The 15,698-nt window shown below is 58.6% G+C and carries 15 protein-coding genes and 1 tRNA gene; 10 read left to right on the forward strand and 6 right to left on the reverse strand.

The features are described from left to right. The first annotated feature begins 434 nt into the window (after positions 1 to 434). The 6 genes from L901_RS05680 (at position 435) to L901_RS05705 (ending at position 5,273) form a co-directional block, all read left to right on the forward strand. Positions 435 to 1,844, forward strand: a complete 1,410-nt coding sequence (locus L901_RS05680; RefSeq protein ID WP_003520532.1) for a circularly permuted type 2 ATP-grasp protein — start codon at positions 435 to 437, stop codon at positions 1,842 to 1,844. A 3-nt stretch (positions 1,845 to 1,847) separates the two neighbouring features. Further along, positions 1,848 to 2,789, forward strand: coding sequence for an alpha-E domain-containing protein (locus L901_RS05685; RefSeq protein WP_059754302.1), 942 nt, complete (start codon positions 1,848 to 1,850; stop codon positions 2,787 to 2,789). Between the two features lie 21 nt (positions 2,790 to 2,810). Then, positions 2,811 to 3,632, forward strand: a complete 822-nt coding sequence (locus L901_RS05690) for a transglutaminase family protein (RefSeq protein ID WP_059754305.1) — start codon at positions 2,811 to 2,813, stop codon at positions 3,630 to 3,632. A gap of 4 nt (positions 3,633 to 3,636) precedes the next feature. Next, positions 3,637 to 4,233 (forward strand): bifunctional 2-polyprenyl-6-hydroxyphenol methylase/3-demethylubiquinol 3-O-methyltransferase UbiG, encoded by a 597-nt coding sequence (locus L901_RS05695; protein WP_059754308.1) that lies wholly within the window; start codon positions 3,637 to 3,639, stop codon positions 4,231 to 4,233. 117 nt (positions 4,234 to 4,350) lie between these two features. After that, positions 4,351 to 4,815 (forward strand): GNAT family N-acetyltransferase, encoded by a 465-nt coding sequence (locus L901_RS05700; RefSeq protein ID WP_059754312.1) that lies wholly within the window; start codon positions 4,351 to 4,353, stop codon positions 4,813 to 4,815. A 47-nt stretch (positions 4,816 to 4,862) separates the two neighbouring features. Beyond that, positions 4,863 to 5,273 (forward strand): VOC family protein, encoded by a 411-nt coding sequence (locus L901_RS05705; RefSeq protein ID WP_059754315.1) that lies wholly within the window; start codon positions 4,863 to 4,865, stop codon positions 5,271 to 5,273. A gap of 201 nt (positions 5,274 to 5,474) precedes the next feature. On the opposite strand, the gene araD1 is transcribed toward L901_RS05705, so the two are convergent. The 4 genes from araD1 to chvE all read right to left on the reverse strand — a co-directional run bounded on the left by araD1 (position 5,475) and on the right by chvE (position 10,476). Then, a complete protein-coding gene (gene araD1, locus L901_RS05710; protein ID WP_059754611.1) occupies positions 5,475 to 6,470 on the reverse strand; it encodes a 2-keto-3-deoxy-L-arabinonate dehydratase AraD1 in 996 nt (331 codons plus the stop codon). Positions 6,471 to 6,589: 119 nt separating this feature from the next. After that, positions 6,590 to 7,786, reverse strand: a complete 1,197-nt coding sequence (gene gguB / locus L901_RS05715; RefSeq protein WP_059754318.1) for a sugar ABC transporter permease GguB — start codon at positions 7,784 to 7,786, stop codon at positions 6,590 to 6,592. Then, positions 7,783 to 9,321 (reverse strand): sugar ABC transporter ATP-binding protein GguA, encoded by a 1,539-nt coding sequence (gguA, locus tag L901_RS05720; protein WP_059754320.1) that lies wholly within the window; start codon positions 9,319 to 9,321, stop codon positions 7,783 to 7,785. The genes gguB and gguA overlap by 4 nt, the downstream gene beginning before the upstream one ends. Positions 9,322 to 9,411: 90 nt before the next feature. After that, positions 9,412 to 10,476, reverse strand: a complete 1,065-nt coding sequence (gene chvE / locus L901_RS05725; protein WP_003520542.1) for a sugar ABC transporter substrate-binding protein ChvE — start codon at positions 10,474 to 10,476, stop codon at positions 9,412 to 9,414. A gap of 255 nt (positions 10,477 to 10,731) precedes the next feature. Between chvE and L901_RS05730 the strand changes: the two genes are divergently transcribed. Continuing rightward, positions 10,732 to 11,736 carry a LysR family transcriptional regulator gene (locus L901_RS05730; protein WP_020808912.1) on the forward strand — a complete coding sequence of 335 codons (1,005 nt, stop codon included), beginning with the start codon at positions 10,732 to 10,734 and terminating at the stop codon, positions 11,734 to 11,736. 71 nt (positions 11,737 to 11,807) lie between these two features. Then, positions 11,808 to 12,290, forward strand: a complete 483-nt coding sequence (locus L901_RS05735; protein ID WP_059754323.1) for a hypothetical protein — start codon at positions 11,808 to 11,810, stop codon at positions 12,288 to 12,290. A 60-nt stretch (positions 12,291 to 12,350) separates the two neighbouring features. Here the strand turns inward: L901_RS05735 and L901_RS05740 are convergent, their stop codons facing one another. Both L901_RS05740 and L901_RS05745 read right to left on the reverse strand, forming a co-directional pair. Then, positions 12,351 to 12,614 (reverse strand): hypothetical protein, encoded by a 264-nt coding sequence (locus tag L901_RS05740; RefSeq protein ID WP_020808914.1) that lies wholly within the window; start codon positions 12,612 to 12,614, stop codon positions 12,351 to 12,353. A gap of 259 nt (positions 12,615 to 12,873) precedes the next feature. Then, on the reverse strand, positions 12,874 to 13,380 hold the full coding sequence (locus L901_RS05745) for a MarR family winged helix-turn-helix transcriptional regulator (protein ID WP_003520548.1): 507 nt from the start codon (positions 13,378 to 13,380) through the stop codon (positions 12,874 to 12,876). A gap of 520 nt (positions 13,381 to 13,900) precedes the next feature. Between L901_RS05745 and L901_RS05750 the strand changes: the two genes are divergently transcribed. Next, a tRNA-Arg gene (locus L901_RS05750) sits at positions 13,901 to 13,977 on the forward strand. Positions 13,978 to 15,046: 1,069 nt separating this feature from the next. Next, positions 15,047 to 15,643 carry a hypothetical protein gene (locus tag L901_RS26005; RefSeq protein ID WP_245289588.1) on the forward strand — a complete coding sequence of 199 codons (597 nt, stop codon included), beginning with the start codon at positions 15,047 to 15,049 and terminating at the stop codon, positions 15,641 to 15,643. Positions 15,644 to 15,698: the final 55 nt, after the last annotated feature.

Raw genomic sequence — 15,698 nt, forward strand, 5'->3', positions numbered from 1 at the left:
CCCTGTGCCGCACGATGCCCGTAACCTGACACGGTGCGGGAAAGGCGGCGAATTGATATTTCTGCGGCTTCACGCAAACCGGCGAAGGATCGAACCGGGCATTCAGCAAGGCGGTATCCGCATCCCGACGAAAGGTCAAAGGCGTTTTCGTGATCGCATCTTTCAGATTTTCTGATGCGACGCCCGATATTCATCAACCGAAAGCGACCGACTAAAATTTATGCATTCGCCCACGGCGCACACAGCACCGCCACCCCAATACGCGCCTCATCCCCGCGCAACCAATTTGCCAATGCCGCATTTATAGGCTGAAACCGAAAAAACGCTTCTTTTTTAAAACTCTAGAGTGGTGAAAAATCTTCGCAAGGAGCTCCGCATAGTTCTTGCATTGCATTTGGCGTTGTATTCATATGGCAAAAAAGGGGACATCGAAGTTGGCATTTGACGAAATGATAAATGCGGACGACACGCCGCGAAGCCCATATGAAAACTATAACGAGTGGTACAGCCGACAGGACAGGGCGCACCTGATCCAGAAATCAAAAGACGCGGAAAACATCTTTCGAAAAACCGGTATTACTTTCGCAGTCTACGGCCATGCCGACAGTTCAGAAAAACTGATCCCCTTCGATATCATCCCGCGCATCATCTCCGGACGGGAGTGGCGCAAACTGGCCCAGGGCATCGAACAGCGCGTCCTCGCCCTCAATGCTTTCCTCGACGATATCTACCATAAGCAGGAAATCATCCGCGCCGGCCGCATCCCCCGCGAAATCATCGAGAAAAACGAAGCCTTCCTGCCGGAAATGATCGGCTTCACCCCGCCCGGCGGCGTCTACACCCATATTGTCGGCACGGATATCGTCCGCACCGGCGAAGACCAGTTCTACGTTCTGGAAGACAATGCCCGCACGCCCTCCGGTGTCAGCTACATGCTGGAAAACCGCGAGACGATGATGCAGATGTTCCCGGAACTCTTCCACGAGAACCGGGTGCGGCGGGTGGAGGATTACCCCTATCTGCTGCGCCAGTCGCTCGCCTCGCTCGCACCGCCCGGCTGTTCCGGCAAGCCGCGCGTCGCGGTGCTGACGCCCGGCATCTACAATTCCGCCTATTACGAACATTCCTTCCTCGCCGACATGATGGGCGTGGAGCTTGTGGAAGGCTCCGACCTGCGCGTCATGGACGGCAAGGTCAAAATGCGCACCACCCGCGGTTATGAGGCCATCGACGTGCTTTACCGTCGCGTCGATGACGACTTCCTCGATCCACTAACCTTCCGGCCGGATTCGGCGCTCGGCGTGCCCGGCATCATGGATGTCTACCGCGCCGGCAACATCACCATCGCCAATGCCCCCGGCACCGGCATTTCCGACGACAAGGCGATCTATTCCTACATGCCCGAAATCGTCGAGTTCTATACCGGCCGCAAGCCGCTTCTGGAAAACGTGCCGACCTGGCGCTGTTCGGAGCCGGACAGCCTGAAATACGTGCTCGACAACCTCGCCGACCTCGTCGTCAAGGAAGTCCACGGTTCGGGCGGTTACGGCATGCTGGTCGGCCCCACGGCGACGAAAAAGGAACGGGCGCTGTTTGCGGACAAGCTGAAAGCCCGCCCCTCCAACTACATTGCGCAGCCGACGCTTTCGCTTTCCACCGTGCCGATCATGGTGAAGAACGGCATTGCGCCGCGCCATGTCGATCTGCGTCCCTATGTGCTCGTCTCGGACAAGGTGAAGATCATTCCCGGCGGACTGACCCGCGTTGCCCTCAAGCAGGGCTCGCTGGTGGTCAATTCCAGCCAGGGCGGCGGCACCAAGGATACCTGGGTACTGGAGGATTAAGGCATGCTGGGCAGAACGGCAAACGGGCTCTACTGGATGTTCCGGTATATCGAGCGCGCTGAAAACATCGCCCGGCTGATCGATGCGGGCCTGCGCGTTTCACTGACGCGCAGCGGCAGCGGCGATGAGGACTGGGACGGCGTGTTGCAAAGTGCGGGCGTTCATGAAGCCTTTCTCGAAACGCGCGAGAAGGTAACGGCGGCCAATGCCATCGATTACCTCCTGCGGGACAAGGCGAACCCGTCCAGCGTCATGTCCTGCATCGAGGCGGGCCGCAACAATGCCCGCATGGTGCGCACGGCGCTGACGCGCGAGACATGGGAAGCCACCAACGAATTCTGGATCGAGCTGAAGAACATTCTCGGTCGCAAGCTCAACCATGCCGAGCTGCCGCAGACCATCGATGTCATCAAACATCGCGCCGGTCTGGTGCGCGGCGCCTTTCACGGTTCGATGCTGCGCAACGATCTCTATAATTTCTCCCGCATCGGCACTTTCATCGAGCGCGCCGATAACACCGCCCGCATTCTGGACGTGAAATATTACGTGCTGCTGCCGGCGGTCGCGCATGTCGGCTCCTCGCTCGACAATGCGCAGTGGGAATCCATCCTGCGGTCGGTCTCGGCCCACCGTTCCTATGGCTGGGTCTACGATGCGGAATACAAGCCCTCCAACATTGCCGACTTTCTCATTCTCAATGGCCGCATGCCGCGCTCGCTGGCCTATTGTTATGAAAAGATCGCCAGCAACCTCAATTACATCGCCGAGGATTACAGCGAGAGGCACAAGGCGCACGACACGGCCGAGAGCATTCGCGACAGCCTGCGCGCGACCACCATCAGCCGGGTGATGGATGAAGGCTTGCACGAATTTCTGGAGAGATTTGTCAACCGCAACGGACAATTGGGACAGGAAATCACGGAAGGCTACCGCTTTTATCAATAAGCGCGTGGACGGGGACAGCTTATGCGTCTGAAAATCACCCATACGACGGAATATGTCTATGACGAGCCGATGCCCTATGCGTTGCAGCGGCTGCGCCTGACGCCGCAGACCGGCCCGGGCCAGACGGTGGAGAACTGGGATGTCTCGGTCGATGGCGCCACCGTCGAAGTGACCTATGACGACCATTTCGGCAACCGCGTTGCGCTGGTGGAAACGGAAGGCCCGCAGCAGCGGGTGAAGGTGGTGGCGAGCGGCACCGTGAACACCGAGGACAAGGCCGGCGTGTTCGGTTACCACATCGGCAATGCGCCGCTGTGGCTTTTCCTGCGCGAGACGCCGCGCACCAAACCGGGAAAGCTCGTGCGCGAACTGGTGAAGGTGAGCGCCGGCGACAGCGAGCTGGCCCGCCTGCACGACCTCATGGAAAATATTCACCGCAAGGTGGAGTATGTGCCCGGCGCGACCGATATCGAAACCACGGCGGAAACGGCGCTGGAAGCGGGCAAGGGCGTCTGCCAGGACCACGCCCATATCCTGATTTCCGCCGCCCGGCTGATGGGCCTGCCGGCCCGTTACGTTTCCGGTTATCTGATGATGGAAGAGGTGGAGGAACAGACGGCCACCCATGCCTGGGCCGAAGTGCATCTTCAGGGGCTGGGCTGGGTGGGCTTCGACGCCGCCAACAATATCTGCCCCGACGACCGCTATGTGCGCATCGCATCGGGCCTCTGCTACCGCGATTGCGCGCCGATATCGGGTATGCGCATCGGCCCCGCCGGTGAGACCCTGAATGTGTCGGTCACCGTGCAACAATCGCAGGGCCAGAACCAGTCGCAAAGCTGAGACGATGGCCGGCAGGGACGACGACACAATCGGCTTTTATACGGGTAACGCCGCGGCCTATACCTCGCGCGGGCAGGCGGCGGATCGCCCGCATCTGGAAACATTCCTGGCGCGGCTGCAAGAGGGTGCAAGCGTTCTCGAACTGGGATGCGGCGGCGGGCAGGACAGCGAATTCATGCTGGCCGCCGGTTACGATGTCCACCCCACCGACGGAACGCCTGAAATCGCCAAAGCGGCGCAAGCCCGGCTCGGCATTCCCGTCCGGACATTGCTGTTCGAGGATATCGACGAGAGTGCGCGATATGACGGCGTCTGGGCCAATGCCTGCCTGCTGCATGTGCCTCGCCCTGCCCTGCCGGGCATTATCGGCCGCATCCACACGACGCTGAAACGGGGCGGTGTTTTTTATGCCAGCTTCAAGGCGGGAGAAGCGGAAGGCCGGGACGTGTTCGGCCGTTATTACAATTACCCTTCGAAGCCCTGGCTGGAAGACGCTTACGGACGGTTTGACTGGGCGGCGGTGGAGATCGAGGCAAGGCAGGGCAGCGGTTACGACCAGCTCCCGACCGCATGGCTGCATGTGACGGCAACGAAACCCTGATCCGGCGCGACAACTTGACGGTTGCGAAACCCCGTCCCACCCGGTTTAATCCCCGCATCGATTTGAAAGCATGATCCGGCTTCAGCCTGCGGGAAGAAAGCCGGCCGGGAGACGGCCTTGTACAGCATTTCCGACTATCGCGACTGCCAGTCGCATGGCCCCGTCATCGCCGAACGGGTCTGGACGGCATGGTGGCAGGATAGCGGCCTTCAGGTGGGCGACGTCGCCGAGCACCTGAAGGGCATGACCAACCCTCATACGCTGCCCACCGGCTTCGTCGCCCATGACGGCGACGATTATGTCGGCTCCGCCTTCCTCATCCATTGCGATCTGGAAGAGCGTCCGCAATATCTGCCCTGGGTCGCGGCCCTGTGGGTGGAAGAAGACCGTCGGCGCTCGGGCGTGGCGCGAGCCTTGATGCAGGCCGCGACGCAAAGGGCGGCCGAACTTGGCCACGAGACCAGCTATCTCTGCTGCCAGCGGGGTCTCGAAGCCTATTATGTCAACTGCGGCTGGACCGTTCTGGAACGTGGCGTCGGCAAATACGACCTGACGGTGCTGACCTACACAACAGGCAAATAGGTTTCCGCGATCCGCCGCCGGAAACCCCTGAACCGCCGGGAGGAACCATGCGACCGCCAGCCGCCATTATGGAAACCGCACTCTACGCCGACGATCTCGACGCCGCCGAAGCCTTTTACCGGGATGTCTTCGGGCTGGAAGTGGTGCGCAGGCTGCCGGGGCAATTCATCTTCTTCCGATGCGGGCAGCAGATGCTGCTGATCTTCGACCCCGAGCAATCCCGCCGGGCCGACCCCGACAATCCGATCCCCCGCCACGGCGCGGTGGGGCAAGGTCATTTCTGCTTTTACGCCAAGGACAAGTCGGAGGTGGATGGCTGGAAGGCGCGCTTCGAAGCGCTCGGAATTCCCATCGAACATTATCACCGCTGGCCGAATGACAGCTATTCCGTCTATATCCGCGATCCGGCGGGTAATTCGGTGGAGGTTGGGGAAGGAAAGCTTTGGGGGTTCGGGTGAGGGAAGCGCCTGAAAGTTGCCCGACGCGCTAAGGGATAACGGGATGAAAGAGCTATCATCTTGCGTCATCCTCGGGCTTGTCCCGAGGATCTATCCACGTCGCGTAAAATCAATCGGTCGCAGATGCTCGGGACAAGCCCGAGGATGACGTCGAGGGAGGGATGACCCACCCCCGACCATTTTTCATGCGCAGTCCGCAGATCAGATCTGCCGAACGGTGATCTCTTCTTCCGCATCCACGGCCAGCGGGTTCTTCAGCGGCAGGCCGAAACCGGCAGCTTCGATCTCGAAGACGTCGCCCGCTTCCGGCTTGATGCCTTCTGCAAAGGAGAGCGTCGCAGTGCCGAACATGTGCACATGCACGTCGCCGGGCGCGCGGAACAGGCCGTATTTGAAGTGGTGATATTCGAGGTTCGCAAAGGTGTGGGACATGTTGTCCTCACCCGAAACGAACGGCTTTTCGAAAATGACCTTGTCGCCGCGGCGGATGCGCGAGGTGCCACGAATATCCGACGGCGGAGCGCCGACGCGGATTTCCGGACCAAAGCTTGCCGGGCGCAGCTTGGAATGGGCGAGGTAGAGATAGTTGATCCGCTCGGTGACGTGATCGGAAAATTCGTTGGAGACGGCAAAACCGATACGAACCGCTTCGCCCTTGTCGGAGATCACGTAGATGCCGGCCATTTCCGGCTCTTCGCCACCATCGAGCGCGAAGGAGGGAGAGGTGAGAGCCGCACCCGGTGCTGCCGCCACATGGCCGTTGCCCTTGTAGAACCATTCGGGCTGAACGCCTTTTTCACCGGCCTTCGGCTTGCCGTTTTCGAGACCCATGCGGAACATCTTCATGGAGTCCGTCAGGCTTTCTTCCGCCGCTTCCGTGGTCTTCTTGTGCATGCTGTCGCGGGTCGCGGCCGAACCGAGATGGGTAAGGCCCGTGCCGGTCAGATGCAGATGCGCCGGATCGGGATGGGTGATCGGCGGCAGGAAACGGCCTTCGGCATAGGCCTTTTCGAGATCGACGGCATCGCCGAGACCATGCGCGGAAATGACATCGGCAAGGCTCTTGCCACCATTGGCGGCTTCCATGGCGAGCGCATAAACCGACGCCGCACCCTTGACGGCGTGCGCCTGCCCGCCTTCTTCGCGAACGGCTACGGTGATCTTGCCACTGGCATCCTTGATCTGTGAAATAAGCACGGGATTTCCTTCCTCCGGCGCAACGCGCCTTGTCTCTTCTAAGCGGCGCATAACGCCTGCACCTTATGAAAGTGGCCGGAAACCGGCCACCTTTTTGACTTGCTATGTGGGTTGGGCAATCAGCCCTTGTTCTTGTTGTAGACGTCGAAGAACACGGCGGCGAGCAGCACGAGGCCCTTGACCATCTGCTGGAAGTCGATGCCGAGGCCGACGATCGACATGCCGTTGTTCATGACACCCATGATGAAGGCGCCGATGACCGCACCGGTGATCTTGCCAACGCCTCCGGATGCCGAAGCGCCGCCGATGAAGCAGGCCGCGATAACGTCAAGCTCGAAGCCCACACCCGCCTTCGGCGTCGCCGAGTTGAGGCGTGTCGCGATGATCATGCCGGCAAGACCGGCCAGCACACCCATGTTGACGAAGGTGAGGAAGCTCAGGCGCTCCGTATTGATACCGGAAAGCTTGGTCGCCTTTTCATTGCCGCCCATCGCGTAGATGCGACGGCCGATGGTCGTGCGGCGCGTTACGAAGCTGTAGAGCGCAACGAGAACAAGCATCACGATCAGCACGTTGGGCAGGCCGCGATAGGTTGAAAGCTGGTAGCCGAGGAACAGGATCGCGGCCGAAATCAAAAGGTTCTGGGCGATGAAGAAACCGAAAGGCTCGACATCGATACCGTGCTTCACGTTCACGACGCGACGGCGCCATGCGAGATAGAACAGCACGACCGTAATCAGCACCGTCAGGATCATCGAGGTGGTGTTGAGACCTTCAATGCCGCCGATATCGGGCAGAAAGCCGGTGCTGATGATCTGGAAATCGGTCGGGAACGGACCGATGTTCTTGCCGCCAAGCACGAACAGCGTCAGACCGCGGAACACCAGCATGCCCGCCAGCGTCACGATGAACGACGGGATGCGGTGATAGGCGATCCAGTAACCCTGTGCAGCACCGATGATACCGCCGATGACGAGACAAATCAGCGCCGCAAGGAACGGGTTCATGCCCCATTGCACGGTCAATATGGCCGCTATCGCGCCGACGAAGGCGACGATGGAACCGACCGAAAGGTCGATATGCCCGGCCACGATGACGAGCAGCATGCCCAGCGCCATGATGACGATGAACGAGTTCTGCAGGATGAGGTTGGTCAGGTTCACAGGGCGGAACAGGATGCCGCCGGTGTAGAACTGGAAGAAAACCATGATGGCGACGAGCGCGATCAGCATGCCGTATTCGCGGATATTGGAGCGAATATACGACCCGACCGAGATGACGTTACTTTCTTCGTTTGTTGTGTTTGCCGAACTCATGAGTTCTTCTCCCCTGAGCGCATGATAGCGCGCATGATGCTTTCCTGGCTCGCCTCTCCCTTCGGCAATTCAGCGACGATGCGGCCTTCGTTCATGACGTAGATGCGGTCGCAATTGCCGAGCAGTTCGGGCATTTCCGATGAGATCATCAGAACGCCTTTGCCGTCGGCAGCGAGCTGGTTGATGATGGTGTAGATTTCATATTTCGCGCCGACATCGATACCGCGGGTCGGTTCATCGAGGATCAGCACGTCGGGATTGGAGAACAGCCACTTGGAGAGCACCACCTTCTGCTGGTTGCCGCCCGAAAGATTGACCGTTTCCTGAAAAATCCCCGACGAGCGGATGCGCAGGCGCGTGCGAAAATCGCTCGCCACCTTCATTTCCTTGATGTCGTCGATGATGCTGGCACTCGACACGCCGGCCAGATTGGCAAGCGTGGTATTGTGCAGAATGTTGTCGTTGAGCACGAGACCGAGATGCTTGCGGTCTTCCGTGACATAGGCCAGACCGGCATCGATGGCCTTGCGCACGGTGCTGACATCGACCGGCTTGCCGTCGATCAGCACTTCGCCGCTGATCTTGTGGCCATAGGACTTGCCGAACACGCTCATCGCAAATTCGGTGCGCCCGGCACCCATCAGACCGGCAATGCCGACGACTTCGCCCTTGCGCACGGTCACGTTGATATCGTGCAGAACCTGGCGGTCGCGGTGCTGCTGGTGATAGGCGTTCCAGTTCTTCACTTCGAGAATGGTCCCGCCGATCGGCACATCGCGCGGCGGATAACGATCCTCGAGATCGCGCCCCACCATGTTGCGGATGATGACATCCTCGCTGATTTCTTCCTGATGACAGTCGAGCGTCTTCACCGTCATGCCGTCGCGCAAAACGGTGATCTGGTCGGCCACCTTGCGCACTTCGTTGAGCTTGTGGGTGATGATGATCGAGGTCATGCCCTGCTTGCGGAATTCCATCAGCAGGTTCAGCAGCGCCTCGGAATCGCTTTCGTTAAGCGAAGCCGTCGGCTCATCGAGAATGAGCAGCTTCACGCTCTTCGACAGCGCCTTGGCGATTTCGACGAGCTGCTGCTTGCCCACACCGATATCGGTGATCAGCGTCTCCGGCGATTCCTTCAGGCCCACCTTCTTTAGAAGTTCGCGGGTACGGTTGAAGGTCTGCTGCCAGCTGATGACGCCGCTCGAAGCGACCTCGTTGCCGAGGAAGATGTTTTCCGCAATCGACAGAAGCGGCACGAGCGCCAGCTCCTGGTGAATGATGATGATACCAATATCTTCACTGTCGTTGATGGCGCGAAAATTCCGCACTGCGCCTTCATAGTGGATTTCGCCCTCATAGGTGCCGGCGGGGTAAACACCGGAAAGGACCTTCATCAAGGTCGACTTCCCCGCGCCGTTCTCACCGACGAGTGCGTGGATCTCACCCTCTTTAACCTTGAGGTTGACGTTCTCAAGCGCTTTCACGCCCGGAAACGTCTTGGTGATGTTCCGCATTTCGAGAATGGTATTGGCCATATCGCAATCCAGCGCCCGATTAATTCCGGCGTTTTTATTTTTATGGAAAAACGGGGATGACGCCAAGTCATCCCCGCATGTGTGTCGAGCTTATTTCAGCTGGTCTTCCTTGTAGTAACCGCCATCGACGAGAACCTGCTTGTAGTTCTCCTTGGTCACTGCAACCGGCTTCAGCAGGTAGGACGGAACGACCTTGACGCCATTTTCATAGGTCTTGGTGTCGTTCACTTCCGGCTCCTTGCCCTGCAGAACGGCGTTGACCATGTTCACGGTCACCTTGGCGAGTTCGCGGGTGTCCTTGAAGATGGTGGAGTACTGTTCGCCGGCAATGATCGACTTGACGGAAGGAACTTCAGCGTCCTGACCGGAAACGACCGGCAGCGGCTGGTCCTTCGTGCCATAACCAACGCCCTTCAGCGAGGAGATGATGCCGATGGAGAGACCGTCGTAAGGCGACAGAACGGCGTCAACCTTGGCGTCGGTGTAATAAGCGGACAGCAGGTTGTCCATGCGTGCCTGGGCTGTTGCCGGGTCCCAACGCAGCGTACCGACCTTGTCCATGCCGGTCTGGCCGGACTTCACGACGAGCTTGCCGCTGTCGATGTAAGGCTGGAGAACCGACATCGCGCCGTCATAGAAGAAGAAGGCGTTGTTGTCGTCCGGGGAGCCGCCGAAGAGCTCGATGTTGAACGGACCCTTGCCGTCCTTCAGGCCGAGCTTGTCGACGATCGAAGTCGCCTGCAGAACGCCAACCTGGAAGTTGTCGAAGGTGGCGTAGTAGCTGACGTCGCCGCTGTTGCGGATCAGGCGGTCATAAGCGATGACCTTGATGCCCTGCTCGCCGGCCTGCTTCAGGACGTCCGACAGCGTCGTGCCGTCGATCGATGCGATCACGAGGACCTTGACGCCCTTGGTGACCATGTTTTCGATCTGGGAAAGCTGGTTCGGAATATCGTCATCGGCATATTGCAGGTCGGTCGTGTAACCGGCTTCCTGCAGCTGCTTCACGATGTTGTTGCCGTCGTCGATCCAGCGTGCGGACGACTTGGTCGGCATGGCGATACCAACGGAACCCTTGTCCTGTGCGAAAGCCGGCACTGCGAAAGAAGCAGCACCGATGGCACAAGCTGCCATCAGCGAAATAATGGACTTCATTAACTCTCTCCCTTGAGCCCTTCTCTGGAGCCCGCATGCTGCGGTGCACCATGAAATTCATGCCGTCAGAGGAAGAAGCCGCATTGCGCTCACTCCGATTTCGCAATTGCGAAATGGAACAGCTGCCGCTCCTCCCCGGCATTCCGCAAATTGTTCTGAATCCATATAACTGTCAAATAGAATAAATCAGTTTCCATATATCAATTATGATATATTAAATCGATACAAAAACCGATGAGGGGTATAAAACCACGGATGAACAACCAAAAAGTGTATGAGCAGGCGCAAACAACGGATGCCCTTTTCGTCTTTGAGGACAACCCTTTGCTGCGGGCCGGATTGAAGATGAGCCACCTGCGCATGCTGGTCATGATCGAGGAGCACGGGCAGGTCAGCGCGGCCGCCGCCGCCATGAACATGACGCAGCCCGCAGCCTCACGCATGCTCTCGGAAATGGAGGCGATCGTCAAATCACCCCTTTGTCAGCGGGCCTCGCGCGGCGTGGTGCTGACGAAATTCGGCGAGGCGCTGGCGCGGCGCGCGCGCACCATATTGCTGGAACTGCGCGAGGCGAGCCGCGAGCTGAACCAGATGAAATCCGGCAGCGGCGGCTCGGTCTATATCGGTGCCGTCACCGCGCCGGCCATTAGCCTCGTGGTTCCCGCCATAAGGCGCGCCATGGACACCTATCCCGGCATCGAAATCAACGTGCAGGTGGAAAGCAGCAACGTGCTGGCCCGCGAACTGCTGGCGGCCCGGCACGATTTCATCATCGGCCGGATACCGGACGATTTCGATCCCGGCCTCTTTTCCATCCATGAAATCGGCATAGAGCGCGCCTGTCTTGTGGTGCGCGAAGGCCACCCGCTGCTTCGCGGCGAGCCCGTGACCCTGCAGGATCTCTCCGGTTACGACTGGGTCTTCCAGCCGCCCGGCGCGCTTTTGCGCAGAACCATGGAGGATGTCTTCCTCACCCACGGCGTCGCCATGCCGCGCAACGTCATCAATACGCCATCCGTGGTGCTCACCCTTGCGCTTGTCTGCAACACGGATGCCATCGCCCCAATCGCGCAGGACATGGCCGAATTCGTTGCCGGCCAGCAGGCCGATATCGGCCGAACCCGGATATTGCCGACGGATTTCGAACTCGTCGTAAAGCCCTACAGCATCATCACCACCAAGGGCCGTGTTTTGCCGCCCAGCGCCCGCCTGCTCTACGATCTGGTTCTGGATGAAAGCCGCAAGCTGACCGGCCCGTGACGGCGGCAAGCCAGACACCACCTTCATGATCCATAAAGGCCGGATAGTCAGACCGGCGAGGGAAAAGCCGCATGCTCTTCGGACAATCCGTCTTCCAGTCGGTCGTCGACAGGCTGAAACACGAAAAAGAAACGGAAGAGGAAGGCGCGGAGCCGCCACCGCCCGCCGGTCACCGCATTGCCGGTTTCAGCTCGGGCTTCGTTATCGATACACATATTGAAACGCCGCCGCCCGCGAACGGCAATCTCGATGCCTATCTCGCCTTCCTGGCCGACCCCGCGCCACCGCCGGAACCGGAGCGGGAGCCCGAACCGGAACCGATGCCGGCCCATCTCGAAAAGACGTCGCTTGCCGATGTTTCGGCGGAACTGGCGATCCACGACACCGACACGGCTGCAACGCTTGCGGAAAAGCGCCGCGCCTTTGCCCGCCTCAATCATCCCGACCGGGTGAAACCGCAGTTCCGGCACAATGCGACGCTGCGCATGACCGCGGCCAATCTCCTGATCGACCAGGCGATCCGCATGCTGCGGGCGCGGGAGCATTTCCGGTAAAAGTGCCGGATAGCCTTAATCTCGCAAAATACATGAATGAAACGAAAGACAGGAGGCGCTTCAGCCCGCATCGTTCTTGTCGGTGGGCGCGCTTTCGGCGGCAGGCTCATCCGCGCCATTTCCGCTTTTGGGAGCATCGCTTGCGGGTTTGAACTTCAGCAGCAGTTCATAGGCCGCATAAGCGCCGATACCGGCAACGATGGTTCCCCAGAAAAACTCGCGATTGACGAATTCGATGACGGCCCATGCGGCGCAAAAGCCGACGATGAGCAACCGGACCCACAGGGGACGATAAAGCGGATGACTCGTATCGATATTCAGCATGGCGTTCCCGTCCCGGGCCTTTCCAGTCGATCGCATGATTGCGGTTCCACACCCAAAGGCGTGAAGATGCTTATGCGTCTTGGCGGTTTCACAGGAAAATTGCAACGCAATTCAGCCCCGCTGCCGATCAGGCTGGCGTGAAAGACCCGCGCAGGAAGACCGTCGCCGGTGCCGAAGGCAATGGCAAGACGCAACATCTGCGTCACAGGCAGCACCCTGCGGCGGCCTGTGCCTGGATTGCCCCCGCTCTCGCCGAAGGTCAGTCGCGCAGGCGTCCGAGCAGCGCCAGAAGCTGATCGCGGGCCTTCTTGCCGCCGATCCTGTCGATCAGCTTTTCCTCACGATCCCGCCAGGTGTTGGAAAGCCGGTCGAGAAGGCTGCTGCCCTCCTCCGTCATGTCGAGGAAATGAACGCGCCTGTCCTCTTCCGATTTGCGGCGAACGAGCAGTCCCTTCTCTTCCATGCTGTCGACGATGGCGACGAAATTGGCGCGCTGTATGCCGAGCGCTTCGGCCACATCGCTCTGCTTGAGACCCGGATTGCCGCCGACGATGACGAGAACGGAAAAATCGGCCGGCCGCAATCCCTGCTCCGCCAGCACATCGGCAAAACCGTTTGCCACGGCAAGTTGCGAGTGCCGCAAATGATAGCTGATCGCAGTCGTCAGCAACCCATAGTCGATAGCCGTGATATGCGCTGCTTCCGCGCTGCCGCTTTCGGCCTTTTCCGTCCGCGGCCCGTTGCTGTGTGCCAATCGCAAAGCCATCCGATCCCCCGCCTGATTCGTTCCTTTACCTTGTCGAAATCATAACCGACAACGTCACGAAACTGTATCCCAAATAAATGTAGATGATACTAATATTGTATAATAATTTGACAGTTAATCGCCGGCAAAGCAAACCCGGACTCCGGATCGCCACCCGGCGAACAAAAAAAGTATGACTATTTACCCGCCAATTTTAAGGGGATAAAATCGTGTACCGCGCCGTATTTGAAAGGCGTTGCCCTCATCCGATCGCCTCTTCGTGAAAGCGGCAAAACAGCGGCCCGACCCGGCAATAACATACTACTTATAAGGGAAACCCTATTGCGGCAAAAAGACAATACGTCAAACGACGCATCGCCCCACCATCGCACAAAGGCCCGGAACCACCCCAAAACAGGCCTCGCGCCCCACCCCGCCCAAAAACAGACAACGTTTCGCAAATCTCTGATTTTTAGACATTGATGCGAAAACAAAGCTGGGGTATGAACCAACCGCTGCACGCGATTCAAGCGTGACCGCTGCACCCGTAGCTCAGCTGGATAGAGTGTTGGATTCCGATTCCAAAGGTCGCAGGTTCGAATCCTGCCGGGTGCGCCACTGAACTAGTTGATTTTGTTGACTTATCAGTTTTTTCTTGTCCTCATGCGCACTGGAAATAAGCTAGCTCAGTCCTAGCTCAGTAGCGCATATCCTTCGGAATTTCTCAATGATTTCAATGTAGCGTTTCCGGGCTCGGTCTCGGAGCTAGCGCAGTTCCAGCGCAGTGCTCCGACCGAAGTAACTCCATTGGAGCCCAGGTTATGTTGCAGCGCACCCCCGAACCGACAAACGCCCCTTTCACGCTTTTTCAGCGTGAGGGCACCCGAAACTGGTCCATGCGCTATTCGCTCGGTGGCAGGCAAATCAAGAAGTCGCTCGGTATTGCCGACTACGATGCCGCCCTACAGCGGGCGAACGAGATTTATCACGAGCAGAAGTATCGGCATAAGCAGGGCCTATCGCTGGTCCAGCATCCTTTCAATGAGGTCGCCGAGGAGTTTATCGAAAAGGTCTGTGCGGAAGCGGAGCGTGACGAACGCAGCCAATATCACCCGACCTTTTGGCCTCCGATCATCCGGCGTTTTCCTGTCGCCTATTTCGAGGATAAGGCAATCGACCTCATCACGACTGCGGATGTCGAACGTTATCTGGAATGGCGAAAGACCTATTGGACAACGGGGCCGGGATCAAAGATCGAGAAAATCCGTTGCGAGCGGGAAGACGGTCGCGTCTTCTCCCGCGCTGCCCCGCGCAAAGTCGCTGCTTTGGCAACCATGAAAGGCGAAATGGTCATCATCCGCGAGCTTTTCCGTCAGGCATCACGATGGGGCTATTGTAAGCCTTTGGAGTTGCCAACTGTCGAAGCGAAGAAAAAGCCCGACAATCGCCGTCCCGGATTCAAACCGGAGGAATACGAGAAGCTGATCGCCAAAAGCATCGAGCGGATTAACGAGCATCATGCGAAACTCAAGGTCATCAAGGCGAAGGATGGCCGTGTCTGGACACAAAAAGCTGTCACAGAAGGCATTCGCGCGGATCGTGTTCGGCTGCACGCTTATATCGAACTGAGGCCAATTCCGGCTTACGCCCTACAGAAGCCAAGAACCTTACATGGGGCGATATCTCACTGTTTCGTGAAACGCGACACCTCCCTCTCTATCAACAGGACGCTCGTTTGGCGGTTCACGGCAAAAGCAAGCATGGCAGCGCAGTACCGCTTTACGGTGCATTATCTGCACTCGGCATGCTTTGGGACCTGTTCGTTAATGACATGGGACGCGAGCCGCAGGACGGCGACCCGGTTTTCGTGGATGAGAAAGGCAACCGCATCCTGTCGTTCAAGAAAAGCCTCAACGCCTTGCTGATTGCGGCAGGGTTGGAAAAGGACAATCGCGGCATTCGCCGCACGTCTTATTCGTTCCGACACTTCTATATCTCGCAGATGCTCGCCAACAACGTCTCGGTCCACCACGTCGCCCGCAATACCCGCACCTCACTTGCAATGATCGACAAGCACTATGCGCAGGTTAATACCGAGCAAATCAAGGACTTCCTCCGGCCCGGACAAGAGGACTATGCCAATGAGCCTGTCCTGCTGGATGACGATTCCTATGCTGAAATCAAGCTTCTCGAAAAGCGCATCGAGGAATTGAAGCGGGGCAGCAAGGACGGGTCCACGGAGCAACAAATCGTCAAGCGATATCAAGGGATGCGAGCCGGATAGGTCAAGCTTTATGGCGGATAGCTTGCGGCCATTCCGCTTACTCTGCCGGAAAGTT

Source organism: Agrobacterium sp. D14 (assembly GCF_001526505.1).
GTDB classification, from domain to species: Bacteria; Pseudomonadota; Alphaproteobacteria; order Rhizobiales; family Rhizobiaceae; genus Agrobacterium; species Agrobacterium leguminum.

Coding starts and splice junctions, on each gene's coding strand:
- L901_RS05695 (WP_059754308.1), top strand. CDS start 3,637: ATGGCCGGCAGGGACGACGACACAATCGGCTTTTATACGGGTAACGCC.
- L901_RS05705 (WP_059754315.1), top strand. CDS start 4,863: ATGCGACCGCCAGCCGCCATTATGGAAACCGCACTCTACGCCGACGAT.
- L901_RS05685 (WP_059754302.1), top strand. CDS start 1,848: ATGCTGGGCAGAACGGCAAACGGGCTCTACTGGATGTTCCGGTATATC.
- L901_RS05730 (WP_020808912.1), top strand. CDS start 10,732: ATGAACAACCAAAAAGTGTATGAGCAGGCGCAAACAACGGATGCCCTT.
- L901_RS05745 (WP_003520548.1), bottom strand. CDS start 13,380: ATGGCTTTGCGATTGGCACACAGCAACGGGCCGCGGACGGAAAAGGCC.
- L901_RS05735 (WP_059754323.1), top strand. CDS start 11,808: ATGCTCTTCGGACAATCCGTCTTCCAGTCGGTCGTCGACAGGCTGAAA.
- L901_RS05690 (WP_059754305.1), top strand. CDS start 2,811: ATGCGTCTGAAAATCACCCATACGACGGAATATGTCTATGACGAGCCG.
- chvE (WP_003520542.1), bottom strand. CDS start 10,476: ATGAAGTCCATTATTTCGCTGATGGCAGCTTGTGCCATCGGTGCTGCT.
- L901_RS05740 (WP_020808914.1), bottom strand. CDS start 12,614: ATGCTGAATATCGATACGAGTCATCCGCTTTATCGTCCCCTGTGGGTC.
- gguA (WP_059754320.1), bottom strand. CDS start 9,321: ATGGCCAATACCATTCTCGAAATGCGGAACATCACCAAGACGTTTCCG.
- gguB (WP_059754318.1), bottom strand. CDS start 7,786: ATGAGTTCGGCAAACACAACAAACGAAGAAAGTAACGTCATCTCGGTC.